Genomic DNA, 25,544 nt, shown 5'->3' with positions numbered 1-25,544 from the left:
AGATGTTTCTACAGCCCTAATGACGGGCTAAGCATGGCTAAAATATTTCTGGTTCTGCCGAAAACACCTAGCGAATGTACTAATTTCGAGTGGCGTCCGTGCGCCTACAGTCCTGGTCTGATGTAATTCAGGATCGAATTCATCCTGACAATTACTTTGCGGATCACGTGCGTTGCCGCTGCTGAATCAGTGTACATCGCCGCCAAACCGGCTGCGCCCGGAGGAATCGATGCCAGTACATCAGGGTCGTCCGGAATAATGGTAACGATGAAGGGCTCGCTTACGATCCCCCCAGCCTGAAAGACAGTTCCGCTGACTTGAGCTTGTCCCTGTGAAGAAATATCGAAGATCGTATCCACCGTGCCGGTTACCAGCTCTCCCGGTCTGATCTTGAAGGCAATTTCAGCAGGTTGACCTGGCCGAAGATAGCGGAGGTAGATCTGATGTACCTGAACGACCAAGGCTTTTTCAGCAGTGTCAACGAACACTCCCGCGGGCGAAAACGGGAACGATACCACTCTTTGACCTTCTGTGATGGCAAGGTTGTTCACAAAGCCTTCCGAAGGAGCACGGACAATTGTCTCTTGCAGATTCCACTGCGCCTGATCAAGCGCCGCTTGCGCCTCCGCAAGCTTAGCGACAACGCCATCCGGTGTGAGGGCATCGAGTTCGACCTGTGCCCGAGACACGGCCGCCTGTGCTTGATCAACTGAGCCTTGTGCCGCTTCGAGATTGGATTGACGGGTTTCAAGCCGATTTTCCGAAATAGCCGCGCTTTCGACAAGCCTACTATCATCCTCAAAGCGTGATTGAGCCAAGTCTCTTTGCGCAATTGCCTGACGCAGTTGCGCCTCGGCAGACGCAAGGTTCTCACGGTCCTGCCGAATTTGTGCCTCGACACGTGAAACAGTTGCTTGCGCTCGTTCAACCGCAATTTCGAAGGGTTCCGAATCAATACGGAACAACACGTCACCCTCTTGCATCGGAACATTCGGTTCTGCCACGACCTCGACAACTTCGCCAGCAACGTTAGGCACGATTGAAACTGCTCTGGTTAGAACCTTGACCGGCCCGGAGGGTGCACCCCACTGCATGGGAATGAAAAGGAAGACGAGCAGGATAACCATCCACCCAATGGTGGAAAGCCACGTCGCCTTGGAGTTTGGAAGAACCTTGAGTTTTACAAGAATGAAAAGGACAGCAACATATATGAGGGTCAGGAAGACAATCATGACGCGCCTTTCGACCGAGCACTGGTTTCAGCTTCGGTTGCTGAATTCGTTATTGTTTGCAGCGGCGACTTTGTGAATGCCCAAATCAATGCAAGCGGCCAAAATATGCCAAAAGTAATCGCTCCCACCCAGCCAGCGACATTGATCGCATCTGCTTGGGGATGCTCGCGTTGCTTCGCGATTTTCCCCGGTAACATTGCCAGGATCACAAATCCTACGATGGCTGTGAGGATCAGTATGACAAGCACGACCCACGCAAAAATGTCCAAGCCGCTCACTCTAAATGCCTCCCTGTATTAGCTGTGCCCACCGAGCTATGTTGGTCTAATTCGCCGGAACAATTTCCGGAACACGGTAGGCTCGAAATTCTTCGACATCCGGTCGATATGCCCGAAGCAGCAGGTTCCAACCGTCTTCGGGTGTGAAGGCGAAGTTGGGAGCAAGTGCGCGACAGTCCTCGCCACCGAATGCAACGTCAAACGAGCCGTCGTCGTTGCTGACAACGCCCTGGTTTGAGCTGACGATGCTATCCGTGTCCGACATCAAGTATTTCTGCGGCCCATATACCGTGATGGAAAAGAATGCATCGACTGGCACTTTCGGGAAAGTTGCAGTGTAGCAAGCGCCTCCCACAGCGTTTTCAGGACCACCGATAGCGTACATTGCGTTTTCGTCCGCTGACAAACCCCAGGCGCCTGCCGTCACATAGGTGAAATACTCCCAGTCCTCAACATCGGCGACCCGCTTCTGCATCGCACCGAACGATGAAGGCAGCTTGGAATACTCAGCCAGCAGGGCGGCGCGCACCCTTTCAAGCACCTCCGCGTCAAAGCTCGGCAGATCATTCTCTGGTGCGGCGCCAGAGATTACATATTGTGGCTGAAGTTCTTCTGTCACAACACGCACATCATCTGCCGTAGCATCCGTTCCGGTCCGAATGCCAACGGCAACGAAATCGGTCTCGAAATCCTCGGACGAAAACGTGTATTGGCCGTCCCCGTACAGGTAGAACGGCGTCATGTGGTCTTCCGTAATGATCTGGATCGATAGAAACCGGTCGCCCACATCTGGCACATCCAGCGTAAACCCCTGTCGCGCGTTAACGATTGCAATCGAATAGATCGTGTCGTTATTTGGCGAAACGACCCAGCGGTCGTCGGCAGTAGACAAGTTCGTGAAGTGAAAGAATTGGTTTATGCCAGAGCGGCCCATGAAGTTCGCGAAAAACGCCCGGCTATCTGCGTTGATGTATTCGGCGGCGCTCATCCCGTAATCGTTCGGATCTGTGGACCAGCCGGAACTGTCTATGTCCGGGATATCCGCTAGCACCGTCGGTACGATCAGAGTGCTGCACAACAAGGCGGCTGTAATCTTGTGGAACTTGCTGGATGCGCTTTTCATTTTGTTTCAACCTCGACTGTCAAGTCAGCGCCGGGAACGGGAACATAGGCGCGAAGGACGCCATAAAATGGCGTTCCGGTCGGAATGCCGTTCTGCCCCTCGCCGGACGGGCTGAGCGTTACGGTATAGGTGCCGTCTTCATTCGGCTCGGCTGTATAGCTGGTTTGATCATAGATGCCCTTGTCGTTGGGGATCAGCAGTTTGTTGGCGGACGCATAGACCGTAACGGAGAAATAGCCGCCTTCTTCGACGATGTTTGCAGGGACTGTCAGAACGTACGTGTCTTCACCGTTGAACGGCTGGCTGTTTTCGTCAAACGCAAGCAGGCCGTACCTCACCACGTTGGACGGCGTGCCAAGCTGTCCTTGGAACACGCCGACCGCAGCGTGAATCTCGCCCACATCGCCTGAAACCGACCCGAATATCTTGTCGGTATCTACAAGCGGCACCGCTGTTTCGATGAGCGTCAGTGCCGCCGCCTCGGTTTCAGGCGAAAATCGCTGCACGTCGCGGTCCATGTCACCCTGGCCGCCTTCCATCACAATCTCGCTGCTCAGCGCCATGACCTCGTCAAGATTGTCGACGACGACCATGCGGCTAAAGGCAAGCCCTTGGTCGGTTTCGAGAGCCAATTTGTGGAAGTTGCCCTCGGGCAGGGATTGCCCGGGTCGGTACAGCAGGATCGGCAAATCCGGGTTCACGATGACGCCCGGTATGTTGTGCTTCATGTCGAAAATCGACACCGAGAAGTAGCGGTCGTATTGCGGCGTGTGGATGATCGCCGGGCCTTCGGACAGGCTGAACCAGTTATAGCCGTAATTTACCGTCGCCTGGGGCGTGATCACCGTGTCATCGGTGGGATCGACGAGTCCCGTGAACTGAAAGCTGCCCGGCTCGTTGGTTTCGAGCCAGCGCTGCATCATGCGCACCTGTTCCTGGTTGGGATACTCGCGGATATAGTTTTCGATGGTGTCCTGAGCAAATGCAGGAACAGCAAAGAACGGCAGAAACAATATCAGATTGCACAGCTTGCGTATCAACATGTCGTTTCGTACCTTCTTGATCCAGTGATTTCGAGTTTATCACCTTGAACGTAACACTGAGCCAATCTAGGTCAAACTTCTGGGGATTGGGTGCTGTTGTGACGCACAATTCATACGGGAGTTGTATGTCCGTAGAAAACGGATGAGTTTGACGTGGCCCAAAACCCTTCAAGAATGAGCCTTTGTCTCACCAAGTTTCGGCACCATTGTTGATCATATACCGCCGCCTTCGACTGGCTTCCCCAAAAGCGGTCGTTGGCAAACTTGCGGCGAATGGCCGTTTCGTCCGCAAAGCGGACACTGGAGCATGCTTCATCGAACGTCTACTCTGCGGACAAAGCGGTAATTTGGCCGCCGTTTGGTCCATCGCAAAGTCATTTCACAGTATCAAATAAAATTGATCCTCAATTTGCACCCCTAGTCTCATCTGCTTTTCAGGTTCCGTGTCAGAATACTCATGCGGGCGGTGGACACACAACTTCAATCAGCGATGGCCCTTCGCTGGAGAGACCGGCGGAGAGCGCCTTTGCGAAGCTGTCCATGTCATCTGCGCGTGTCCCCGGAACACCATGGCCTTTCGCCAGCGAAACCCAGTCCAACGTCGGGTTCACCACGTCAAACATAGCCTGAGCATTCTGACCATAGCTCGCCACGCCGACGTTTGTGAGTTCATCGCGCAGGATTTGATAACCGCGGTTCGCAAACACAACGATTGTCACGTCCAGATTTTCGCGGGCCATGGTCCACAATGATTGAAGAGTATACATGGCGGACCCGTCGCCGGTTAGGGCGATGACTTTTCGGTCGGGGCAGGCGATAGCCGCACCCGTCGCACAAGGCAAACACAACCCAATCGCGCCGCCGGAGCCTGCGAGTAGGTCATGCGGGTGGGCGGTAGCTGTCGGTGGCATGACATGAAACCCGGACGTCACGGATTCATTGCAGATGATCGCGTTTTCCGGGATCAGCGCGGCCAACGCCAAACCAACTTTTTCGAGGGTCAACTGTCCGATGGGAATGTCTGGCAGGTCGAGCGGATGGGTTTCCGTCGCCGTTTTGCTTGTGACCCCGACCGTGTCGGCGAGCGCTTGCAGCGTCCACTCGATATCATCCGTGGGCTTGCACAAGTCCGTAATGGGGCAATGCGGAGGTTCGGGCACGCTCGGTTTCCCGGGATAGGCAAAAAAGGCGACTGGCCTATCTGCGCCAAGCAGAGTGACCGAAGAGGTTGCTTCAAGCTGAGCGATCTTGGGCGATATCGGATAGACCAGTTGATCTAGCCTTGCTGTTCCTGCGCCTTTGGAAATGCGCGGTATCAGAGTATCAGCCAACAAACGGCACCCCGTCGTGGCAGCGATCTTGCCAGCCAGTTCACGCTGGGGTCCAAACAGAGCTGATCCGCCAATCATTAGCGCGGCGTTCGGCGTCACAAGCCTTGCCGCCGCGGCCTCTATATCGCTTGTTGACGGTCGATGAAGGCTTTCTTGGTTGTCTAATCGGTTTACCGCTGCGTTCGCTTTGTTCCAAGCTGTGTCGGCAGGCAGGACCAGCGTTGCGATCTGACCGTTGCGCGCGCGGGCCGCCTGAACCGCAGCCGCTCCGTCCGTGGCTACGTCGGTGGCATTGGACGACACACGTGTCCAATGACTGACCGCCTGGCTGATACCGAGGATGTCTCCCTTCAAAGGACTTTCATAACGGAGGTGATGCGTTGCGTGATCGCCCACTACATTCACGATTCCGGACCCCGCTTTTCGGGCATTGTGCAGATTGGCAAAGGCGTTGCCAAAGCCGGGTGCAAGATGCAGGAGCGTGCCGGCGACGTCTCGCTTCATGCGAAAATACCCGTCTGCAGCACCCGTCGTGCCGCCTTCAAACAGGCAAAGAATGCAATTCATTTCCGGGTGTTCATCCAAGGCAGCGACAAAGTGCATTTCCGAGGTGCCGGGATTTGCGAAGACCGTATTTACACCATTGTTTAATAGGGTTTTTACGAGTGATTGAGCGCCGTTCATTTTATCCCTAGCCTGATTTCAAGCGATCATTTGATGACAATGCTCGCACGAAAAGGCCTTCTTTCTAAACATATTTTCCTCCCGGCACGATCACTTTTGACGCATAGTACCGAAGCCGCTCGCGACGTGGAGCAGTTACCGGATTTACGACCGTACCTTTTTGGCGGAGCCAGAACTTGGAGCGAAAGTATTCGTACTTGAGGTGAGATGGGCCTACGCATCACCAATTTGGTACACACCTCAGGGATGAGTGATATTAGGTTAAGACTAAAAACCACTTAGTCTGCTCTGGGCTCGATGCGGTCATACGCTGCGCTGCTAACGAACGTCGCGTACTCTGATGAAACCTGTCTTTAGCTCCCTGATAGATTCAGTTGGTCGACACGGTGTCGGTGCCTGGAGAGGGAGGGAAGGATGGAGGACAAACGATGTCCATTATTCAACTTCCTGCCATCACACCGAAGCGCCCGCCGTGGAACAAAGGTCGCCATATAGGCCAGAAACGCCCGCTTCTCGCGAAGCAGGTCTGGGCCATCCGCGCCCGGCTTGAACTCTCGGACAATCTCAGGGACTTGGCACTCTTCAATCTTGCGATCGATAGCAAGCTGCGAGGCTGCGATCTCGTTCGTTTGAACGTAGCCGATCTTGTTGCTGGTGATCGGGTCCGCGAACGCGTGACAGTTGTCCAGAGCAAAACAAATCGGCCAGTCAAATTCGAGGTTTCGGAAAATACCCGCCAGTCCATCTGGACCTGGGTATGTCGCCCGGAGATGCTTGGACGCAATTTCCTTTTCCCAAGCCGCTTCCACGAAAGGCCGCATATATCGACGCGACAGTACGCGCGTTTGGTCCGCGATTGGGTGTCGGCGATTGGTTTGGAGCCAAACGGTTACGGCACGCATTCGCTGAGACGCACAAAAGCGGCACTGATCTACCGGAAAACGGGCAATCTACGCGCGGTGCAGCTCTTGCTTGGCCACACCAAGGTTGACAGCACAGTTCGATATCTTGGCGTTGAATTGGAAGACGCGCTGAGTATCGCAGAAAAGATCGACGTGTGAAGATTAAGCGGGCGGCAAGAGTCGCCCGCTTTTCGTGACTGGCAATTGTCGCATGAGTGTCGACCATCCACCGGGCTTCTGAGCCGAAACGAGCGTCACCATCGTCGTCGATTGAGTTGAATCTCCCGCCCGGATCGCTGGGCTCAGGTCAGTAGCTGGGGCGTCATCACACCCAAGTGACTGCTTGTGCGAAGTAAGCAGTCACTCATGAAAAGTGCGGCGAACATCCTCTTCGAGCCCATAGTGACCGATGCTGCGCGATCAACCGACGGCGGCTATGCGCAGAAATCAGACTTTGCAAAGTTCAGCGTGCGACCCATAGCAGAAATTGAACCTTGCTTCGAACAACGAAGGCTTTGAAACATAACAACTCGCAAGGAGAAGTAGTCTCGATCCTCACTCTGCTACAAGCGCAACACTAGCTTCTTGAGGCTGGGAATGCTGGTTTTTTGCGTCAAGCCGTTTGTCGAACTTTCCACGATACACCAACGCGAACACGGGTGGGGTGAAATAAAACGATACGACAGTCGACAACAGCACACCCCCGGCGATTGCAACGGCGAATGGTGGCCAAAATGCTCCCCCAGCTATGATCAGGGGTAGGAAGCCGCCAAAGGTTGTGATCGTTGTCGAGATGATGTGCCGACTTGAACCAGTCACGACGCGCGCCATGGCCGCTCGGTCACCTTGGCTTGCGTCAACGTCTTGTTGCAACCCGGTCAGAATTATGATCGCCGCGTTGATCGAAACCCCGATCGAGCCGATGACTCCGATGATCGCCGTAATTCCGAACGGGAATTGCATGACGGCCAGCGACAGCATTGAAAGGCCTGCAGACAAAACGCACACGACCAAGGTCACGAGCGTCAGCCGGAACGAGTTAAAGGTCAGAACGATGGTCGCGATGGAGAGTGTGACAATCAAACCAACAGAGGCAAGCAGATTGCCCACGGTGTTCGATCGGGAATCACTGTCGCCGCCTAAGGACATCGAATAGCCTAGCGGCAACGCAAACCCGGACGCATCAAGCGCTTCTAGTATGTCCTGCAAAGCCTCTTCGGGCAAAACACCAGGTACGATAAACGCCTGTATGGTGTTTTCGCGCACGCCATCCGTTCGGGTTATAACGCTTTCCGCAGGTTCGATCACCGGTCTGGCTAGTTCCGACAAAGGTACAGCGGGGAAAACTCCGATCGCGGATATGGAGGCAGCATTGGGCAGCAAGATCGGCATACTGACAATGGCGCTTAGGTCTGATCGCACCTCGTCGCCGAGACGAACACGCACCGGCAACTGTTCAGTCCCTTCGATCAGTGATCCACCGGTGATGCCAACAAGCGCCGTGTCCAGCTGAACAGCTATATCGGCCACGTCCAGTCCCAGCAGACGCGCTTTGACCTCATCAATCTCGAACCGGATTTGAGGGTTGCCGCCGTTCACGCTGGCGCGCGCCTGGGTCACCAGATCGAGATTGGCCATGACTGAACGCACCTCGTCGCCCAGATCACGCAAAACCGTGATATCCTGTCCCTGAATTTTGACTTCAACCGGTGCGGCGACCGGAGGGCCCTGAACAAGACTGCGAACGATGATCTGCGCGTCGGGAAAGTCGGTATCCAGACGACTCTGCAACGTTCCAACAAGGCGGGCGGCGTCGTCGGCCGTGTCGGTCGTGATCATAGCTTGTGCAAACCCAGGCTCGCGTGAGCGGTTTCCAACGATATTGTAGTAGAATGCCGGGCCGGACTCTCCGACGGTCCAGTAGACGCTTTTGACGCCGTCGTCAGCCAGCAGCATTTCATCGATCTGGCGGGTGGTTGCTTCGGTGGTGGCAATTGACGCTCCACCCGGCATGTCGACTTCGATATAGAATTGGTTGCGGTCGACGCCCGGGAAGAATTGCGCGGTCAGCGTTGGAAAGGCGGCAAAGCCAAGCACCGGCAAGATCAATGCCAACGCGATAGATCGCACCGGATTGGCGACTGACAATCGAATTGAGGCCTCGAACATACGGGCAAGTGGCGGGATGCTGATACCGCGGCTCAGCATTCCTGCGTCTGGGCGATCGGACAGTAGCCAGCCCGCAATCGCCGGAGTCACAGTCAAGGCCACAACTAGGGACCAGACAAGCATAAGAACCACGGCGATGGCGATGGCGCCGACAAAATCGCCTGCGGGTCCTGGCAGCAAGATCATCGGCGTGAAGGCAAGCGCCGTTGTCACGGTCGATGCCAGCAATGGCGCGGCCAACCTGCGAACAGCATCTCGCACGGCTGCCAGTCGCTCCATCCCATCCTGCAGACGACGTCGAATTTCATCGGTCATCACGATGGCTGCGTCAACGAGCAGACCGAGGGCGACAATCAGTCCGGTCACAGACATCTGATGGATTGGCAGTCCAATCATGTTCATCGTCGCCAGGGTTGCCAATGAGACAACCGGCAAAACCAAAGCCACAATCGCGGCTGCCCGAACCCCTAACGTAACAAACAAAACTGCCACGACCAGAGCCACGCCAATGGCCATGTTGGCCCCAACCTCTGACAAACGATCCGTCGTGTACTGGCTTTGATCAAACAGCAGTATTTCCTGCATGCCCAAAGGTACCGACGCGGCACCGGCATCAAGCTCATCCCGAAGGAAGCCTGTCCAACGGTCGATCTGTACGCCGTCCTGCGCCAGAATCCCGACCAAAACGGAGGGCTTTCCGTTGGCAAACGCGATTGAGGACTGCGGTTCGCGTGCGCCCCGGTCTACGCTGGCAATATCTCCGAGCTTCACCACGGCGCCGCCTGCGTTTTCACGCAGGACGATGCTCCGAATGCGATCCAAACTCTCAATTTCTCCGCTGACGCCGATGGTCAGGTCGACATCAGATTGCAACCGCCCAGACTGAACCTTTCCGTCTGCTTCGGTGATCCGCTGGGAAATCTCGGCAGCGCCAAGCCCAAGTGCAGCGGCCTTGTCCATATCCACACTTACGAGCACCTCTTCTTCCGGCTGACCGAAATAGTCCACTGCTCGTGTGGCAGGTATCGCACGCAATCTGTCGCCCAGTGCTTCGGCATGGCGTGACAGCAAAGTTAACGGAAAGTCTGGATCCTCGGCCGCAACTGCAATGACCGCAGAATAGGCAGAAATGCCCTCGGCATCGAATTCCGGTGGCAATACTCCTGTGGGAAAAATCTGGCGCGCATCTTCAACGGCGTCCCTAGCCTCGGCCCAAACCTGCTCAATGGTGGCTTCATCTAGCGTTTCCAGCAACTCTACCGAAACAACCGACACGCCCGAACGGGATACAGAACTGATCTCATCCACCTCGGCGATTTTCCGCAGCTCTTCTTCGATTTCTGCAGTCACCAGCGCTTCAACCCGTTCTGGATCTGCACCCGGGAACTGTGTCGTTACAGTTGCGAAGAGGTTGGTGATCGTAGGATCTTCCTGCCGCCCAAGTGATAGGAACGAAGACAGACCTGCAGATACAAGCAATAAAATGATCAGGGCGACCAGTCGGGGATGGCGAAAGGTAAGAGTTTCCATCAAATCGCTCCGTTACTCGCCAGTGTTGAAGACAACGCGCTGACCAACGCTGACTCGCTGCGGCCCCTGATCAATCAAGACGGTGCCTTTCGGAAACGCGCCACGCACAAAGACGCGGTCATCTTCGGCATGTAGCACTTCGACAGTCGCCAGGCGCACAGTCTTTTGCGCATCGGCAACGAGCAGTGTCCATTGCCCGCGAGTTCCTTCCTTCAGAGATGTTGTAGGCACCCAGGTCCCCGCACTTTGGACGGGTTCGAGTACATGCACACGTGCTGTTTGTCCGAAAGCAACGTCCGGCGCGTACTTCAAACCGAACAGCGCGGTGCGGGTTCGGGTCACCGGGTCAATATCGGGCCGCAAAGTTGCAAGCTCAGCCTGATAGCTTTGACCTGCAATTTCGATTTCAACGTCAGTCAACAGCGCCGGATCAACATCGAGAGGGATACCGATCCGAACCTGCGGCGACACGACCTCGACCATACCCAAAACCAACTCGCCCGAGCGCAGAGTTTCACCGCCATCCACGTGTCGCGCGGTTATTTGACCGGCAAACGGAGCCTCGATACTGGATTTCTCGATCCGAACGGTCACATCACTTAAGGCGGCATCTAACTCGCCAATCCTGGATAGCAATTCATCCTGCTGAGAAACGGCCTCGTCCAAACGGGCTTGACTGGTAAAGCCTTCTTCAATGAGTTTCGCGTTTCGCTCGACTGTTTTCTTTGCAAATGAAAGTTGGGCTGCAATGGCGTCACGTGATGCTGTCAGACGGTCGCGTTCGACCTCCAGCAGTGCGATGTCCAGTGTCGCAAGAAGTTGACCCTTGGCAACCTCGTCGCCCTCATCCACCAGAATTTGATCCAGCGTCCCGTTCAGTTCGAAAGAGATATCTGCCGAACGCTGAGGTTCGACCTGCCCGATGAATACACGGTCGACTGTGTATGCGCTCTCGGACGTGATCGGTGTCACGGACACCGGTGTCACAGCAGCGGCATCTGGTGCGGGTACAGCGTCCGCTCTACGGGTGAGCTCGGATGCGCCAAAGTAAACGGCGGCCGCTGCAACGGCCATAATACTGACGGTTACTCCCAGGCGCACAGTGCTGCGCAACACACGTGCAAGTAGGCTCGGTTTGGTCGCTTCAGTAGATGAATTTGCAGGATTCGGCATTTGGGGACCTCATCAAGTTAGCGTTTCTAACATATGTTAGAAGTTCTCACTTTGACAAGAGATACGTGATCTGGCACATGTTGGATCATGAGCAGCACCGAAAAAAATCATCCGACAAACAGACAAGCGGCTGGTCTGTCCGTTAGCAAGAAAGCCTATCATCACGGCGATCTCCGCGCTGCACTGATCGAAGCAACCCGACAGTTGGTTGAAGAAAAAGGTCCGGAGAGTTTTTCTGTATCCGAGGCGTGCAGACGCGCGGGCGTATCGACCGCGGCACCTTACAAGCACTTCAAAGACAAGACAGAAATGCTGGTTGCCACTGTCCTTGAAGGAATGGATCGGCACCGAGACAAAATGCTGGCTGCGCTGGAAGGTGTTCCTGAAGGAACTCCCGAGCGCATTACTGCCATAGGAATGGAGTATATTGCCTTCGCGTTAAATGAGCCCGGGATCTTCAGACTGAAATTTGGCGGCTTCACAGACCGTATCGCGGACCTCCGGCTGGAGGAAGGCGGCCAGCAAAGCTTCGGGATTCTTTTGACTGAGGTAGCAAAGTGTCTCGGTGAACCGGGAATCACAGGCGAAGTTCGCCGCCGTGGTTTTTTGTTGTGGAGTTTCGTGCACGGGCTGTCTTTCATTCTGCATGACAAAGGGCTTGCGGAGAAAGGCGAAGAGTTCGATCTTCATACCCTTCTTGAGGACGTTTCGGAAAGAATGCTGAGTTGAGCGTTATTACGCCAAAACGAACTCAACCAAGCACTGAGAGCAGACGATCCAAGCCGCTATCACGCCTACGCCTAAACGATTACTCTGCTCCGCGTAGCAGACGTTCAACGAATTCTGCCGAACATCTGCTCCCAGCCAAAAGCAACCTGTTCTGCAATTTGCACCAAAGCCAGCTATGCAATGATAGGCGACGTCAACTGCAGCGAAAACTGATTTGGTGTGCCAAGTAATTATGCGCGCCCTAAGTCCAACCGGATCAGATCACAATTCCACAACGACTTTTCCGACCGCAGATCCATTCGTCAGATGCGCGTAAGCTGCACCGACGTCGGCCCACCCAAACTTATGTTCGTCAACAATCGGTTTGAGCGCGCCATCATCCGCCAGATCTGCCAGTATCCTCAGGATGTCGCTATGTGTTTGCCGCCCGACATCGTGCAACATCGGGATCAGCATGAAGACAACATGCAGAGATAGACCTTTGAAATGCACAGGAGTCAAATCAATCTCGACCATCGCGACCGTTGAGGCCACATGGCCATTAAGCTTGGCTGCTTCGAAAGAGTTCGTCATGTTCGACCCACCTACGCTGTCGAACACCACGTCGAAGCCGACGCCACCGGTATGCTCCGCAACATAGTCCTCGACACTCTGCGTTGTGAAATCCAGAGGGCGCGCGCCGAGACCCTCGATCAGTGACATCTGATCTGCGCCGCGACCTGTCGCCCACACTGTTGCACCAAGGTGGCGTGCGATTTGAACCGCAACATGACCCACACCACCAGCGCCGCCCTGGACGAGCACGGTTTGCCCTTCGCTCACATCTGCGCGTGTCAACCCTTCATAGGCGGTGATACCGACGAGAGGCAGCGCTGCAGCTTCCCGCATGCTAAGCGTCTTGGGTTTGTGTGCGATCAGACGGGAATCCGCGTTAATGTATTCCGCGAGAGAGCCAGGCAAATCCATCAAACCTCCAGCGCAGCCATACACCTCATCGCCTATGGCAAAGTTAGTCACGCCTTCACCAATTGCGATAACCGTGCCTGCAAAATCCATGCCAAGCAAAGCGGGCAATTTGGGGGACAGCGGCAGGTCCGCACCCATGCTTCGGATCATAGCGTCGACGGTATTAACGCTGACTGCGGCCATTTTGACCACCACATGTCCAGGTGTCGCCACCGGATCAGGCATTTCTGCGAGCTCGAACGGTGCTTCGGGTCCATATGAATTTAGAACCATTGCTTTCATTGGTGTATTCCTTTTGTAACGCCACGCCAGAGGCACGTCGAAACAACGCACACCTGACTAGATACTTGTGTTGGGGGTAGGTCAGTTGATGTCCTGTACCTGCATCACCAGATCGCCCCATTTACGCTGGTTTTCGATGTCGTGCTCCAAACCTTGTTCATCCGCGATGGCGAACCGTTTGACGGCCGGGGTTTTGCTGGTGGCCTGATAAAGCCAATAGGCTTCGGCTTTCAGCGCTTCATCAATTGGTTTGTCTATCGATTCGTAGACCATCTGTTTGCAGGCATTGATCGACTCTGCTGGAAACTGTGCTATCCGCTCGGCCAGCGCGGCTACGTACGGACCAATTTCATCCGGCTCCAAAGCTTTATTGATGGTGCCCAAGCGCTCTGCATCATCTGCGTCAAAGTCTTGAGCGCTCAGAATGATCTCAAGCGCTTTTCCAAGGCCGGTTTGACGCGCCATACGTGAGGCACCGCCGCCGCAGGGAAGAATGCCCATTCCGACTTCCATCTGCATGAACTTGTACCTGCCCCGCGCGGCAAAGCGCATGTCGAGTGCTAATGCCAATTCATGTCCGCCGCCGCGCGCAAACCCTTCCAGCTTTGCGATAGTTGCCTGTGGTACCTTGCTGATCCTCTCGCAGACCGATTGCAGGTCCAAAAGTTGCGCATCCTCGCGGGACACGGCCTCAGTCGACATATCCTTAAGTAGTTCGGTATCGTAGTGGCAGACCCAGATTTCCGGATTGGCCGATTGAAAGATCACGACCTTGGTGTCGCGGTCCCGCTCTAGCCGCATGGCCAGACTGTTCAGGTCGGCCAGCATTTCCTGGCCTTGCACATTCACAGAGCCAAAGTCGAATGTCACTGTAGCGATACCGCTCTCAACGGCTACGTCAAAGGTTTGAAAGTTTTCGTATTTCATCAGGCAGTCCTTTCTTGGGCCTCGACGCGGCATGCGTGAGGGTAGAGGGGTGTTAAAGATGGAAGTGCTTGGCGTTTTAGCGCCGAGAGGGTCAGTTGGTCTGTTTAATCAATTCTTTGATAGTGCTCATGACGTCAGCAACGTGATCTATGTCCAGTGCTGCGGCATGCGGGTTTGCGAAAGCGCCGCTGTCATTGTCGAAATAGGTCCCTGATGCGTCAGCAAACCGCGCGCCCAGGGCGGCCTCGATCAGGATATCCGCGCCGATGTTCATGTCATTCCCGGCAACGCCAAAGCCTTCTTGCACCATTTTCGAGGCCAAAAGTGATCCGGGATTTACCGCGACCACCACAGGCGCATCAGCTTGGGATTTGGCCCATTCCCGGGTCCAGATGGTGATCGCCAACTTGCTTTGGGCGTAGGCCTCCATATCCGCCAGTGGCACATTACCTTGCATGGCCCTGATGTTCACCGGGGCTTGTGCGGCAGATGAGAGGTTCACGACACGCCCGTTTGCCGGAATATTCGGCTGCAGCAAATCGGTCAGCAGATACGGTGCAAGAGTGTTGACGACAAAGCGGATATCCTGCCCGTTCTCAAGTACGGTTTGCGGGGCTTTCAGCACCCCCGCGTTGTTGATCAAAACATCCAACCTGTCATGTCTGGCCCGCACGTTCTCGGCCAGTTCACGCACCGCGGACAGGTCGCTCAGATCAGCGGCATAGGTTTCGACATTTTCACCGACTTCGGCAGCTGCGCTCTCCAGTTTGGAAATGCTGCGGCCATGCAACAGCACGTTGTGCCCGTGAGCGGCCAACTTCTTGGCCGTCAGCAAACCAATGCCGTCGGTCGAACCTGTTATGAGAATGGTCTTGGTCATCGGTCTGATCCTTTAAGAAAAGTCAGGCAGCACAGTGTCTGCCAAGTGTTCAAGGGTTGCGTCGATAGGTGCTTGATTGAACCTGAGGTTCAGCGCGACGTGGTTGATCCCGAGCGTTTCAATCTCGCGCAGATAGCTGCGAAGGAAATTTGTGCCAGACTGAAACCCAAGGTGGATCGGGCGCGGAGGCTCGTCAGGGTCGGCAACAACATCGACATAGAGCGATTGCATGACAGGTTTATCCAGTTGGCCCGCTTCCCTAACGCGTCGTCGGTAATCTGCGATGACTTGGCCCTGAGCCGCCGCATTCCGCGGATATGTCATCCAACCGTCGCCGTTCTGCGCCACCCAATCGGGGGATTGCTGGCTACCGCCGGTAATAAGCATCGGCAGTCGAGTACCATGCGGCTTTGGCAATAAGTCAATTCCGCCAGACAAAGTGCCCTGGGCGTTTTGATGAGTAGGATAATCCGACCCAGCCGCCCGTATGTAGTCAATGCTGTCGCGGAACCGTGCCCCTCGGTCGTCAAAGCTGTGGTTCATCGCCGGGTATTCCTCGGGGCGGTCACCTGAAGCAACGCCCAAAAGCAACCTCCCCCCCGAGAGCACATCGGTCGTCGCCGCCGCCTTGGCCACATGCGCGGGGTGACGCAATGGCAGGATTACACTCGACGTTCCCAGCGCAATTCGATCCGTCGCCATTGCCAATGCCCCCAGATAGACAAATGGATCGAAAACTTGCCCGGGATCACCAAAGCTTGGAACATTAAACGGCACGTCGCGCAGCCAAAGGGCCGCAAACCCAAGTTCCTCTGCCCTCTGAGCCGCTTCTAGATGTCCAAGCATATTCGGCTCGGCGCCGACTGCGTATGCTTCGAGCGGCAGCACGAGGCCAATGCTCAACCGCCCGCGACGGAACACCCGGTTATAGGCCACGTTGATCTGGGCAAACTCAGTAGGCTGCATTTTATCCAACATCTCGGGGTCCTTTTAATAGCGCACCAGTGTGCGGCTTTCGATGCTTTTGCGGATGGTGGAGATGCGTGGATCTTCGACCATGTCGAGCGCGCTATGCGCGACCGATGGTAGGCCTTGGTTGTCATAGATGTTGAAGATCGCGACCTCATCTGGTGTCATCTTGGATTGATAGACCCAGCTATGCTTTGGGTTTTCCACCAACCCCATGATTTGTCCCTTGCGGTCGGGATAGATCAGGTCCAGCAGAATCCAGTCGGACGGGTCAACCGATGAAGGGCGCACAAAGCCAAGCGGAGCGGAGTTGATCGGATGCTCTATGGGGCGCCACACGTTAACAAAAGCATAGTGGCCTTGCGCCCATTCCGCCGCGACCTCGGCACCCAGCAGGTCAGCAAGCCGCTGTTCCGCTCCGTCCTTGCTGTAGTCACTGTGAACGTTACGTGCGGGTTTGCGCGTCGCACTCGGGTCGTCTTTCCGAACCGTATGGTCGAAAACCAAAACCTCGCGCGCGCCCAGCCTGTCAGAAAGCATCGCCGTCAACTCGGCATCGTATATCGGTTTCCAGGCGGCTCCTGAAAAGTGCTGAACCTGCGTTATAAGCGCTACGAATTCAACAGAATCAGACGCAAATTTAACTGTATTGGTCGTCGCGCGATTATCGACCAACGTAACGCTTGTTGTGCCTAATTCGGGGGAAACCAGGTTACCTGCAATCCCGCCTGCATCCAACTCAAAGGCTTGCCGATAGGGCTTATGGACGTGGTAGTTGACTGTGGCTGTCCGCGTCATGTGCGCCTCCTGTCCATGCTGTGTTGCATCGATTACAGGGATTTAACGTCAATCTATTTGCATATAAACTGCCCATCGGTGGAATGATAATTCGGGTTTGCTATATAATGGGACTTGATACAGATGCGCTGCGATTGTTTGTCAGGGCAGCAGAAATACTGAACATAAGCGCGGCGGGGCGCGCATTAGGCATGGCACCGGCCGTGTCCAGCGCAAAACTCGCCAAGTTGGAGCAAAACTTGGGTTCCGAATTGCTCCACCGCACAACGCGCAAAGTGTCACTGTCGGTCGAAGGTGCTGACTTCCTGCCCTTCGCCCGAGAGATCATCGCGCAGGAAGAGGCCGCACTTGCTGCTTTAGGCAAGCAAAGAACAACCATCAAAGGAACGTTGCGCTTCGCCGCGCCTAGCAGTTTTGCACAACTCTATATCGCGCCAATTCTGCCCAAGTTCCTTGAACAGCACCCCGACCTCACAATCGATCTGCGTCTGTCGGATGTGCAGTTCGACTTGATCGAGGGAAGTTATGATCTGGCACTCAGGAACGCGCCACTTGTCGACACTAGCCTCAAGGGTCGCAAACTGGCCGATGACCAGCGTATTCTTTGCGCCGCACCAAGCTACCTCTACACGCACGGCACGCCCAAAACTCCTGATGATCTAAACAACCACCACTTGATTGCTTTCCAAAACCGCCAACCGCGCCTGTTGACAGGACTGGAAGGTGAGAACGCGGTTTTCGACCCCGCATCGGCGAAAGGTCAATTGATAATTGACGACGGTCAAAGCCAGGTCCGCGCCACATTGGCCGGGGCCGGTATTTCCTTGAACGCTCTATGGAGCGTGCATGACCAACTGAAATCAGGCCGTTTGATACGGGTTCTTCCAAACTTTGAAGCCGCAGAGGACAATGTCTTGTGGCTGATCTATCCCAAGTCCAACGTACTGTCCCCCAAAGTGCGGGTGTTCATGGACTTTCTCGTCGCAGAGATTGGCGCAAAGCCTCCTTGGGAAACATGAGCTCAAATTAAGTTTAGCGCGCTGTCAAATACCCCGACGCCAGTGTTGGAGATAGGCGTTGAGCGTATATGCCTTGTCAAATCACAAAAGTCCGCTTTGTCCGCATAGCAGTCGTCCGACTTTATCGCAGCGAATGACTGCTTCGGGCCCACTGAGGTCATTTGTGTTGATCCAGACGATAACGCCGCGTCTAACCAACGTCCAGTTCCAGCACAAACGGTCGTTGGGACGTCGAAGCAGACGTAGCTGCGGAGCCAACAAGAATTTAGAGTCCGGTTTCGGTCGCATATCTGCCGCTCAACACTTTTATCGAATGTCCGGCTAGGAGCCAGTGGCACTAAAAATCTGTTTGTTTAATGTTAAATAATATTGGCACGATGTTTGCCGAATGAAAGCCGCCAAATTCACCCAGCCGCTTTAACCTCGTTCTTCGCCATGCGCTTGAGTTCCGCTTTAGACTTACCTCGCAGGTGGGCTACCTCGGTCTGAACCTGTCGAAAGATCGGCGGGCGAAAACCACCGAGCAAAGCGATTGCCTTCGCCCGTTCCTTTCCGACGCTCTGTGCCATCGTCTTCCAACAGTAGTCGTATAGCAGCCGTTTTGAGGCCGGGCCGGGACAAAGGTCAAAGCGTGGTTCACCGCCCAGAATCCGTATCAGTTCGTCATCCGACATTGGAGACACGCCGCTCATTGGATCAGGTTTCGTAGGTGTTTAGGCAGGCTCTTTTTCGCGTCGTCGTTAGGCTTTGACAGTGGTTCGTGATACTGCCGTGGCCGGTTGTTGATCAGGTTGCGCGGATCGATGGCGAGATGAAGGTGCAGCGCCCGCGCCAGCGCCATGCGTCGGCGGCTAAGATCACCTTCGACAGACACCAGCGGGTTTTCCTGCGGTGTGCCATCCTTGCTTTTGACCAGAACCCCGAGGCTGTCCATCTGCTCCTGAATGATCAGGATTTGAACCTGAACTCTGGCGTATTCAGCGATGACGGCGGTGTCCGTCGAAAGCCAGTCGTCTGGCATTCGGGTCTGCCAAACGCGGTCGGCGACAGCCAGAACCTTATCTCTGTGTTCCGGGTCAATAGGCAGAGCAACGAGGTCAAGCGGCCATGGGAAATTCCCAATTCGGGCTTGCGCGCGCTCCTGCGCTGCTGCGATACTGTCACTGCGTCTTCTTCTGCTGGCCATTCTCGTTCTCACCTGCTGTTAGTTGCAAATGTAACCGCCAAAATTTTACAATAGCAATTCTTCCGTGCTCCCCTGTGCGGTGACGCCTCAACGCAATTTGTTTTAACCTTACCCCCCCCGGCGCTCCTGTATTCGCCAGCCGATTTCTGCGGGCGACAGGTCCGACGGTATCGATGGAGCCGATTGCGCTGGTGTCGCGTCCACGGCTGGGCCTTCAATGGGTGTTTCGACGTTCTTGGGTAACTCATTCCTTGTAGGTGCTTGGAACTGAGCGGCAGCTTTGAGCGCCGGTGGTGATGGTTTCTTCGGTGGCCGCGGGTCATAGTTTCCCTTTTGTTTAGCGCGCACCGGCGCACCTAAGCGCGCACGTAAAAACACTTGGTGCTACTCCCCCTGATGTTGGTGACGGTTGCAGCCTTGTACCCTTTGCTTAGAAAAAGGGTGTAAGGTGCTATGCGCGTAGCGCACCGCGCCGCACTTGGGGGGTATGGGGGGTGCGCGCGCACATCAATTTGATCCCATCGGATGGTTAGGTCCGGCGTCGTAAATGGGCACGTTTCGACGCGCACTTTTGTCTTTGAACTCGCCCTTCTTCAGCACTCCAGACGCGCACCAAGTTTTCAGCAATTTGGCGATTTTCTTGTAATTTGCCTTTTTGCGTTTTTCGGCGTCGGGCTCTAAATCTACGTTGCAGATGCGGGCCACCGCGTGACCAAACCATCCTTCGCTTTGTGCGCTGGCGCGGCGATACTCCGGATCAAGACTTTGCGCGCTATCGAACACCTGAATGGTCATGTCGATGGTTATCCCGGCGAAATCGTCCGGCCAGTCCCATGGCATCGCCGCCCCCACAAACTCGCCATTGGCAATTTTGACAGATTGTTTCTCGAACCACTGATTGGCCGTTGGGTCCGGCGGGGCGAGATTGCTTTCTATTTCGCCAATTCGAAAATAACGCCGGTGGTCGTCCACGTTGGCCGAGACTGCTTCGTCGGCGTCCATTCCTACAAGGATGCGATTAAAGCGGCTTATGCCTCGCAACGCGCTTCCACCGCGCGCGTCATCCATGGTGGGCGTGATCCCGTTTTGCAATTTGCGAGTGTGGTGAACGATGCCAACAGCAGCCCCAGACTCCCTTGCAAAGCGGCGCATCCGCAAGCCCAGCGCGCGAAAGGTTTCATTCGTCTCGTCGGCGCGAGATAAGTCCTGCAAAGGGTCGAAAACACCGACGGCAAATCTGTTTGCCTTGAATCGGTCCAACAGGTGCGAAAACGCCGGTTCGTAAATCTGCACGTTGCGCTGATTCTGCCCAACCAAATAGAAATCGGGCCAATCGTGACCACTTTCCAGTGACAGTTTTTCACAGATGGTGTCTGGATCGATGCCGCCTACTTCACACGTGGCTGCGACGCGGGCCTTCAAAACGTCAATGTCGTCCTCGGCATTGAAATACAGAACCGGCAGCGGATCAAATTCTGGTCCTCCCAGCAACCTGCCACCGCTGGCCATGTCCACCGCTTCCGCGATGCCAAGAAGCGACTTGCCAACCTTCGGAGGCGCAACCGTCAGTGAAATATAGCCGGGCGCGTAAAACCGCCTGTAGGCAAATTTCAAAGGCGGGATTTCGGCGACATTCAATGGACCCATGAAATCCAGCGGCGGAAACTTAGGCGGACCATTTTCTCTCGACCTGGCCCCATTGGTTCTAACCTCGCGTTCGGCGTCGGTTCTGGCCTGTAGCTGATCGGAGGTCATTTCGGTTTCTGGCGGTCTCATCAAATCGCGGACTAGCTGCATGTCGGATTTTTTGGCCATCGATGTTACCTTTCAGTTGGGCGCGATACGCTATGTCCTCGTCCGAGAGTGTCAGTTTTGACAGACGCTCCAGCGTGGCCCGTTTTTGATCCGGCGTCATGCGCCAAAAGAGCGCGTCAACTTCGGCCAGTAACTTTTCGGCGGGCGTGTTTGCTGCGCGTTCGGCAGCTTCCACTCTGAAATCGCCAAGGCTCCGAAATGGTCGCTCTGCCCATGCAGCGATGTGCAGCACGACATGAAACCGGAGCCAGCGCGATAGGGCGTAGAAGGATGCCAGACAGAGTTTGATCAGTTCGGCAGATGTTCGTTCCTCGCGCAGGCGGTCGCTGAAAGCCAACCACTCTTTCGCGGTATTCCCAAAGTGGTGTCTGCCCGGTTTGCTCATAGTCGCCCCTTACGCTGCCCGGTTGGGCTGGCATCGGTGACACCGGCCATTTTGATCCATCATGCTTTCCGGGTAGCGGCGACTGCAGCTTGTGCAGGCGGCAAACACGTCCTTTAGAATGTCCGATAGCTTGGCTTTCATTGTCTCGTTCTATGGCTACGCCTTCCCCGTTCGCCCAAGGGCGTGATGGGTTCCAGCTATTTTGGATTGTCAGGCTGCGCGCTCTTTCGCGGCTTTCCGCTTCCGTTCCCTGAGTGCCTCAAGGTCGGCGCGGGCTTGAGGTAAGAGCGCTTCGACCTCATCGGCAAACGCGTCCGGCAATCTGCCCAGCGCCATGTTCAAAGCGGTGTCGTCCTCATAGTGCGCCGCAGCGCAGGCCCAGACGTTGACGGTTGCGGGTTGCACTTTTCCGTTGATGCGGGATTTAGGCAAAGGCCAAGCCTCCATCGTGCGCGGAGATACTTGGAACCAGTGTTGTGCAAGCGTGGCCGCGTGTGCGCCTAGCGTGGCGTTGAGCGGAGGCTTGGGGTCAATTGGGTATGTATCGTGTGCCATGGTTCGACCATACCCAGCGGAATTTAAACTCCAAGGAACCTAGCCATGGCTAGGTTCCATTTTCGTGGCCGTCACCGCTTTTTGAGACGCTTTTTCTCTGCCCGAATCCAGTTTGCAATGGATTTCTCAGAAGGCGGGACGATCCCCTCACGCTCCATTTTGGCGGCGATCCGCGCGGCAACGGTTGCTGGCTTTAGAACGGGATTGTTCGCTGAAATGCGCTCTGCCAAGCGCAGGGCGTCTGCGCGCAATGGATGTCGTCTGGAAGGCCGTGGACGTTTGGCAGAGCGTTTTTGCTTCCGGCGTCGGTCGATCTGGCGGGCCAGATGTTTTTGAGCGGCGCTCTTTGTATTGATCATCGCCAACACGACCTCGATTGCGGCGCGCTCATCCAGATCAGGAAGGCCGATCAATTCCGCAAGGGTCATGTCGTCGTTTTCGGTCGTCCGTGTGGGCCATCCGGTCTTAGGGCGCGCGCTTCCGGCTAACAATCCGTTGCGGTGACAAAACAGAAGTAGGGCAAGTGGCCCGCGTGAGGCGGGAAAACTCATGCGCTTAGACGGTCCATTTCGACAATAGTAGTTTGCGGCTCTGTTTCGCCTTGGACCAACTTTTGCCAATCGTTCAGAAGTTCGCGGCGCTCCTCCAACTTGGCTGCTTTATTGTAGAGCCGAGAAACCTTGCTGCGCGTCGCAGATTGCTTGTGATTCAAGCAGCGATCAACGAGAGCATCGTCATAGCGTTCGTTTGCCATGGTCGTTGTAAAGGTCGAGCGGAAGTCGTGCCAAACGAAATCCGGCATCGTCATGTTGCCGTCCTCGTCGGACAGTGCTTTGCGCAGACGTGTCGCCGCTTTGCCAAATCCGGAGACAGGGCGTTTGCCTTTGGTGGTCGTGAATACAAAACCTGTCCGGTCGCCTTCCAGACTTTCCAGCATTTCAATCACCGCCGGTGGCAACGGGATCAACAGGGCTTGCTTGTTTTTGGCTTGCGAAGCGGGGAGGTCCCATACTTGCTTTTGAAGGTCGATTTGGTCCCAGCGCATTTTGCTCGTTTCGGTGCGGCGTGTACCCAAAAGCAATAGCGTCTGGATCAGAGGCCCAAACGGTGCGCCGAGGGTTCCAGCCGCCGTGTAGATTTCGCGCGCCTCCTCCAAGGTCGGTGCTACGTCGCGCTCCGGTGTTTGCTTTGCTTTGATGTTCGCAAGGACGGGTTCGACATATTCGCGCTCCTCGTCCGCCGCCCAATTCAGGATGGACCGGATTTCGCGCAAGCGGTTTTCGGCGGACGTCGCCTTACCGTCCAAGCGCATTTTCCTGATCGGTTTCATCCAGTCTTCTTTGGTCAGTGACTTTGCCTGCCGCTCAAGAAACGCGGAGTAGGTGCGGCGCATGTTCTGACGCTCTTTGTCACGGGTCCTGTTTTCGATACCGTCGCGTCGAGCATCGAAAAGTTCGGCAACCGTCAGGCCGTCTTTTTGACTGCGCATTGCGGAAGCCATGGCGCGCACGTCGTCACCTTGAGCCAACCGGCCCGCCCAAACTTGCGCTGCTTTTTTTGCGGCGTCCAAGTCGAGCATGGGATACGCGCCCAGCGGAATTCGGAAGCGTCCATGAGCGTCGCGCATCCGGATGGACCATTGCGCCTCGTGGCGATTGCCGCGCACTTGCAGCCCGGCGAAACCGGGGATTGTGATTGCATCGCGACCAGTGGCCGGAAGGGTGTTTCTTAGTTTTGCTGCCGTCATTTCCGGCGTTCGTTTCGGTGCCATTGTCTCGTCCAATTCGGGTCTGTTTTCGTGGTCCCACACGGGTCCCACAGTGTCCATTTTTCCAGTGGGTCCCGACGGGGGTCCCAGTGCCTTAGCGGAACATAGTCCACTGACCCTTGCATTTAAACCCCTATTTTATTGGTGTTCGACGTTGTCGAACGTAGGCTAACGGGTCCCAACGGGAAACTCAGAGTGTGGGACAAGTGGATTGAAAATCCTCGTGTCGGTGGTTCGATTCCGCCCCCGGGCACCATTTTCCCTCAAAAGAGAGCAACTCTTTTCGGTTCGTTTAGGCGCTTGTCCGAAGTGGAATTCCCCGCATTCTTAGCCCAAAGATCCAGAAAAATACTCTTTAGTCCTGCAACCGGAGAATCGCGAAACAGATTTAGTCGAAATACCCGAGCGAATGCTATCTAACAATAGATTTGAAGTTTTGGTGGAGCCTAGGGGAGTCGAACCCCTGACCTCTTGCATGCCATGCAAGCGCTCTCCCAACTGAGCTAAGGCCCCATCAAGGTACTGCTTAAGCAGTGGGCGGACGTTTATGAGACGGCGGCGATGAGTGCAAGTCCAAAAAAGGAATTCTGGAAAAAACTTTCGCCCCAATATCCGGGATGGTTCGAGGCGACGCAGGGTCGCCTCTGAACGGGATCAGTTTTCGTCTTCCGACGACATGTCGGTGATGTCGTCCAGCGAAACATCATCATTGCTGTCGTCATCATCATCCAGCAGGTCATCGTCCAGATCGACATCGACATTGTCGTCATCGTCCAGAACCAGATCTTCGTCCGACGCTTTCTCGCGCGCTTTGGCCGATGCCGCATCTTCCGCGTCAGCAGCAATCATCCGGCTTTTGCCGGTGTCCAGTTCCACGATCTCGCCGGTATAGGGGCTGACGATCGGGTCCTTGTTCAGGTCGTAAAACCGCTTGCCGGTTGTCGGGCAAACGCGCTTTACGCCCCATTCTTCCTTGGGCATGTGAAATCCCCTTGATATCAGGTGAGTCGTAATAACGATTCAGGTCACGTGCCACATGCAGCGGGCACTGTCAAAGCCTTTGAGCAGGAGAAACCGACCCATGGGGGATCACGCCTTACCGGGAACACCTCGGGTCCCGTTGACGTTGCGAAAATCGGCGCGGGCGCGGCGGATCAGTCTGCGGATTTCCCAACTGGACGGGCGAGTTACGCTGACCTACCCGCAAGGGGTGTCCGAGGCCGAAGCGCTGAGTTTTGCGCACGCCAAGGAGGACTGGATCAGGCAGCACCTGCAAGACCGTCCTGACCCCGAACAGGTTCAGATCGGCCAGAGCATACCGGTGGAAGGGGTCGAACGGCGAATCGTTGCTGCACAGGGGCGTCGCGTTGCCTTGATGGGCGGTGAGATCGCGGTGCCCAAAGGGTCGGAGGGGCGCAGGCTGGCTCGGTTCCTCAAGGAATTGGCACGCGACCGGCTGACTGAGGCCTGTGATGATTATGCGGCAATGCTGGGGCGGGACTATTCTAGCCTGACCATCCGGGACACGCGGTCGCGGTGGGGCTCATGCAGTTCGGCGGGCGGGTTGATGTTTTCCTGGCGTCTGATCCTCGCCCCGTCCGAGATCCTGCATTATGTCGCCGCGCACGAGGTGGCACATTTGGCCGAGATGAACCATTCTCCAGCGTTCTGGGCGCAGGTGGAAAGGATTTTCGGCGACTACCGGGATCAAAGGCGCTGGCTGCGCGACAACGGGGCGCAGCTTCATCACTATAGATTTGATAGCCCGCCGAGTTGACGGCGGGGCTGGATGTGATCACA

At 55.5% G+C, this 25,544-nt stretch carries 24 protein-coding genes and 1 tRNA gene; 4 read left to right on the top strand and 21 right to left on the bottom strand.

Annotated features, from left to right (window positions below):
• Window positions 1-104: 104 nt before the first annotated feature.
• From ACR0CA_RS14660 to ACR0CA_RS14640, 5 genes are all read right to left on the bottom strand, one after another.
• On the bottom strand, window positions 105-1,232 hold the full coding sequence (locus ACR0CA_RS14660) for an HlyD family secretion protein (RefSeq protein ID WP_480899865.1): 1,128 nt from the start codon (window positions 1,230-1,232) through the stop codon (window positions 105-107).
• A complete protein-coding gene (locus tag ACR0CA_RS14655; protein ID WP_170452293.1) occupies window positions 1,229-1,510 on the bottom strand; it encodes a DUF3302 domain-containing protein in 282 nt (93 codons plus the stop codon). Before ACR0CA_RS14655 ends, ACR0CA_RS14660 begins: the two co-directional genes overlap by 4 nt.
• A 46-nt stretch (window positions 1,511-1,556) precedes the next feature.
• Entirely contained in the window at window positions 1,557-2,633 is a 1,077-nt protein-coding gene (locus ACR0CA_RS14650) for a DUF1254 domain-containing protein (RefSeq protein WP_170452295.1), read from the bottom strand.
• Complete coding sequence (locus ACR0CA_RS14645) at window positions 2,630-3,676, bottom strand: DUF1214 domain-containing protein (protein WP_170452297.1); 1,047 nt, start codon at window positions 3,674-3,676, stop codon at window positions 2,630-2,632. The genes ACR0CA_RS14650 and ACR0CA_RS14645 overlap by 4 nt, the downstream gene beginning before the upstream one ends.
• Window positions 3,677-4,131: 455 nt before the next feature.
• Window positions 4,132-5,691 carry an acetolactate synthase large subunit gene (locus tag ACR0CA_RS14640; protein WP_480899862.1) on the bottom strand — a complete coding sequence of 520 codons (1,560 nt, stop codon included), beginning with the start codon at window positions 5,689-5,691 and terminating at the stop codon, window positions 4,132-4,134.
• Between the two features lie 428 nt (window positions 5,692-6,119).
• Between ACR0CA_RS14640 and ACR0CA_RS14635 the strand changes: the two genes are divergently transcribed.
• Window positions 6,120-6,752 carry a tyrosine-type recombinase/integrase gene (locus tag ACR0CA_RS14635; protein ID WP_170469282.1) on the top strand — a complete coding sequence of 211 codons (633 nt, stop codon included), beginning with the start codon at window positions 6,120-6,122 and terminating at the stop codon, window positions 6,750-6,752.
• A 396-nt stretch (window positions 6,753-7,148) separates the two neighbouring features.
• Here the strand turns inward: ACR0CA_RS14635 and ACR0CA_RS14630 are convergent, their stop codons facing one another.
• Window positions 7,149-10,292: an efflux RND transporter permease subunit gene (locus tag ACR0CA_RS14630; protein ID WP_480899859.1), complete on the bottom strand. Its 3,144-nt coding sequence runs from the start codon at window positions 10,290-10,292 to the stop codon at window positions 7,149-7,151.
• 12 nt (window positions 10,293-10,304) lie between these two features.
• Window positions 10,305-11,366, bottom strand: a complete 1,062-nt coding sequence (locus tag ACR0CA_RS14625) for an efflux RND transporter periplasmic adaptor subunit (protein ID WP_170789592.1) — start codon at window positions 11,364-11,366, stop codon at window positions 10,305-10,307.
• 186 nt (window positions 11,367-11,552) lie between these two features.
• On the opposite strand from ACR0CA_RS14625, the gene ACR0CA_RS14620 reads away from it, so the two are divergent.
• Window positions 11,553-12,194 (top strand): TetR/AcrR family transcriptional regulator, encoded by a 642-nt coding sequence (locus ACR0CA_RS14620; protein ID WP_480550234.1) that lies wholly within the window; start codon window positions 11,553-11,555, stop codon window positions 12,192-12,194.
• A 261-nt stretch (window positions 12,195-12,455) separates the two neighbouring features.
• Here the strand turns inward: ACR0CA_RS14620 and ACR0CA_RS14615 are convergent, their stop codons facing one another.
• From ACR0CA_RS14615 to ACR0CA_RS14595, 5 genes are all read right to left on the bottom strand, one after another.
• Window positions 12,456-13,442, bottom strand: a complete 987-nt coding sequence (locus ACR0CA_RS14615; protein WP_480899854.1) for a zinc-dependent alcohol dehydrogenase family protein — start codon at window positions 13,440-13,442, stop codon at window positions 12,456-12,458.
• A gap of 81 nt (window positions 13,443-13,523) precedes the next feature.
• Entirely contained in the window at window positions 13,524-14,369 is an 846-nt protein-coding gene (locus ACR0CA_RS14610; RefSeq protein WP_480550238.1) for an enoyl-CoA hydratase/isomerase family protein, read from the bottom strand.
• Between the two features lie 91 nt (window positions 14,370-14,460).
• Window positions 14,461-15,249 (bottom strand): SDR family NAD(P)-dependent oxidoreductase, encoded by a 789-nt coding sequence (locus ACR0CA_RS14605; protein ID WP_480899852.1) that lies wholly within the window; start codon window positions 15,247-15,249, stop codon window positions 14,461-14,463.
• Between the two features lie 12 nt (window positions 15,250-15,261).
• Window positions 15,262-16,227 carry an LLM class oxidoreductase gene (locus ACR0CA_RS14600; RefSeq protein ID WP_480899850.1) on the bottom strand — a complete coding sequence of 322 codons (966 nt, stop codon included), beginning with the start codon at window positions 16,225-16,227 and terminating at the stop codon, window positions 15,262-15,264.
• Window positions 16,228-16,239: 12 nt separating this feature from the next.
• The gene (locus ACR0CA_RS14595) at window positions 16,240-17,016 is read right to left on the bottom strand and encodes a CmcJ/NvfI family oxidoreductase (protein WP_480899848.1); all 777 of its coding nucleotides are present in this window, start codon (window positions 17,014-17,016) and stop codon (window positions 16,240-16,242) included.
• Window positions 17,017-17,123: 107 nt separating this feature from the next.
• Here ACR0CA_RS14595 and ACR0CA_RS14590 point away from each other — a divergent pair, with 107 nt between their 5' ends.
• Window positions 17,124-18,035, top strand: a complete 912-nt coding sequence (locus tag ACR0CA_RS14590; protein ID WP_170789599.1) for a LysR family transcriptional regulator — start codon at window positions 17,124-17,126, stop codon at window positions 18,033-18,035.
• 404 nt (window positions 18,036-18,439) lie between these two features.
• Here ACR0CA_RS14590 and ACR0CA_RS14585 read toward each other — a convergent pair whose 3' ends face one another.
• The 9 genes from ACR0CA_RS14585 to ACR0CA_RS14545 form a co-directional block, all read right to left on the bottom strand.
• Window positions 18,440-18,727: a hypothetical protein gene (locus ACR0CA_RS14585; RefSeq protein ID WP_480899846.1), complete on the bottom strand. Its 288-nt coding sequence runs from the start codon at window positions 18,725-18,727 to the stop codon at window positions 18,440-18,442.
• On the bottom strand, window positions 18,724-19,221 hold the full coding sequence (locus ACR0CA_RS14580; RefSeq protein WP_480899845.1) for a hypothetical protein: 498 nt from the start codon (window positions 19,219-19,221) through the stop codon (window positions 18,724-18,726). The genes ACR0CA_RS14585 and ACR0CA_RS14580 overlap by 4 nt, the downstream gene beginning before the upstream one ends.
• A 507-nt stretch (window positions 19,222-19,728) precedes the next feature.
• Window positions 19,729-20,976: an AAA family ATPase gene (locus ACR0CA_RS14575; protein ID WP_480899842.1), complete on the bottom strand. Its 1,248-nt coding sequence runs from the start codon at window positions 20,974-20,976 to the stop codon at window positions 19,729-19,731.
• Complete coding sequence (locus tag ACR0CA_RS14570; protein WP_480899840.1) at window positions 20,927-21,421, bottom strand: hypothetical protein; 495 nt, start codon at window positions 21,419-21,421, stop codon at window positions 20,927-20,929. The genes ACR0CA_RS14575 and ACR0CA_RS14570 overlap by 50 nt, the downstream gene beginning before the upstream one ends.
• A 210-nt stretch (window positions 21,422-21,631) precedes the next feature.
• Entirely contained in the window at window positions 21,632-21,976 is a 345-nt protein-coding gene (locus ACR0CA_RS14565; RefSeq protein WP_480899838.1) for a hypothetical protein, read from the bottom strand.
• A gap of 71 nt (window positions 21,977-22,047) precedes the next feature.
• A complete protein-coding gene (locus tag ACR0CA_RS14560; protein WP_480899836.1) occupies window positions 22,048-22,404 on the bottom strand; it encodes a hypothetical protein in 357 nt (118 codons plus the stop codon).
• Window positions 22,405-22,523: 119 nt separating this feature from the next.
• Window positions 22,524-23,723, bottom strand: coding sequence for a tyrosine-type recombinase/integrase (locus ACR0CA_RS14555; protein WP_480900041.1), 1,200 nt, complete (start codon window positions 23,721-23,723; stop codon window positions 22,524-22,526).
• Window positions 23,724-24,181: 458 nt separating this feature from the next.
• A tRNA-Ala gene (locus ACR0CA_RS14550) sits at window positions 24,182-24,257 on the bottom strand.
• Between the two features lie 141 nt (window positions 24,258-24,398).
• Window positions 24,399-24,725, bottom strand: coding sequence for a TIGR02300 family protein (locus ACR0CA_RS14545; protein ID WP_170775209.1), 327 nt, complete (start codon window positions 24,723-24,725; stop codon window positions 24,399-24,401).
• A gap of 100 nt (window positions 24,726-24,825) precedes the next feature.
• Between ACR0CA_RS14545 and ACR0CA_RS14540 the strand changes: the two genes are divergently transcribed.
• Window positions 24,826-25,521, top strand: a complete 696-nt coding sequence (locus tag ACR0CA_RS14540) for a M48 family metallopeptidase (protein ID WP_480899833.1) — start codon at window positions 24,826-24,828, stop codon at window positions 25,519-25,521.
• Window positions 25,522-25,544: the final 23 nt, after the last annotated feature.

Source organism: Ruegeria sp. F12 (assembly GCF_056533885.1).
Note: the sequence above shows the minus strand (reverse complement) of the source record. Positions and strands in the feature narration are given on the sequence as shown.

Bases quoted from the DNA above. Each gene is read 5' to 3' on its own strand.
- ACR0CA_RS14660 (WP_480899865.1), bottom strand. From the start codon at position 1,232: ATGATTGTCTTCCTGACCCTCATATATGTTGCTGTCCTTTTCATTCTT.
- ACR0CA_RS14650 (WP_170452295.1), bottom strand. From the start codon at position 2,633: ATGAAAAGCGCATCCAGCAAGTTCCACAAGATTACAGCCGCCTTGTTG.
- ACR0CA_RS14645 (WP_170452297.1), bottom strand. From the start codon at position 3,676: ATGTTGATACGCAAGCTGTGCAATCTGATATTGTTTCTGCCGTTCTTT.
- ACR0CA_RS14640 (WP_480899862.1), bottom strand. From the start codon at position 5,691: ATGAACGGCGCTCAATCACTCGTAAAAACCCTATTAAACAATGGTGTA.
- ACR0CA_RS14635 (WP_170469282.1), top strand. From the start codon at position 6,120: ATGTCCATTATTCAACTTCCTGCCATCACACCGAAGCGCCCGCCGTGG.
- ACR0CA_RS14630 (WP_480899859.1), bottom strand. From the start codon at position 10,292: ATGGAAACTCTTACCTTTCGCCATCCCCGACTGGTCGCCCTGATCATT.
- ACR0CA_RS14625 (WP_170789592.1), bottom strand. From the start codon at position 11,366: ATGGCCGTTGCAGCGGCCGCCGTTTACTTTGGCGCATCCGAGCTCACC.
- ACR0CA_RS14620 (WP_480550234.1), top strand. From the start codon at position 11,553: ATGAGCAGCACCGAAAAAAATCATCCGACAAACAGACAAGCGGCTGGT.
- ACR0CA_RS14615 (WP_480899854.1), bottom strand. From the start codon at position 13,442: ATGAAAGCAATGGTTCTAAATTCATATGGACCCGAAGCACCGTTCGAG.
- ACR0CA_RS14610 (WP_480550238.1), bottom strand. From the start codon at position 14,369: ATGAAATACGAAAACTTTCAAACCTTTGACGTAGCCGTTGAGAGCGGT.
- ACR0CA_RS14605 (WP_480899852.1), bottom strand. From the start codon at position 15,249: ATGACCAAGACCATTCTCATAACAGGTTCGACCGACGGCATTGGTTTG.
- ACR0CA_RS14600 (WP_480899850.1), bottom strand. From the start codon at position 16,227: ATGTTGGATAAAATGCAGCCTACTGAGTTTGCCCAGATCAACGTGGCC.
- ACR0CA_RS14595 (WP_480899848.1), bottom strand. From the start codon at position 17,016: ATGACGCGGACAGCCACAGTCAACTACCACGTCCATAAGCCCTATCGG.
- ACR0CA_RS14590 (WP_170789599.1), top strand. From the start codon at position 17,124: ATGGGACTTGATACAGATGCGCTGCGATTGTTTGTCAGGGCAGCAGAA.
- ACR0CA_RS14585 (WP_480899846.1), bottom strand. From the start codon at position 18,727: ATGAGCGGCGTGTCTCCAATGTCGGATGACGAACTGATACGGATTCTG.
- ACR0CA_RS14580 (WP_480899845.1), bottom strand. From the start codon at position 19,221: ATGGCCAGCAGAAGAAGACGCAGTGACAGTATCGCAGCAGCGCAGGAG.
- ACR0CA_RS14575 (WP_480899842.1), bottom strand. From the start codon at position 20,976: ATGACCTCCGATCAGCTACAGGCCAGAACCGACGCCGAACGCGAGGTT.
- ACR0CA_RS14570 (WP_480899840.1), bottom strand. From the start codon at position 21,421: ATGAGCAAACCGGGCAGACACCACTTTGGGAATACCGCGAAAGAGTGG.
- ACR0CA_RS14565 (WP_480899838.1), bottom strand. From the start codon at position 21,976: ATGGCACACGATACATACCCAATTGACCCCAAGCCTCCGCTCAACGCC.
- ACR0CA_RS14560 (WP_480899836.1), bottom strand. From the start codon at position 22,404: ATGACCCTTGCGGAATTGATCGGCCTTCCTGATCTGGATGAGCGCGCC.
- ACR0CA_RS14555 (WP_480900041.1), bottom strand. From the start codon at position 23,723: ATGACGGCAGCAAAACTAAGAAACACCCTTCCGGCCACTGGTCGCGAT.
- ACR0CA_RS14545 (WP_170775209.1), bottom strand. From the start codon at position 24,725: ATGCCCAAGGAAGAATGGGGCGTAAAGCGCGTTTGCCCGACAACCGGC.
- ACR0CA_RS14540 (WP_480899833.1), top strand. From the start codon at position 24,826: ATGGGGGATCACGCCTTACCGGGAACACCTCGGGTCCCGTTGACGTTG.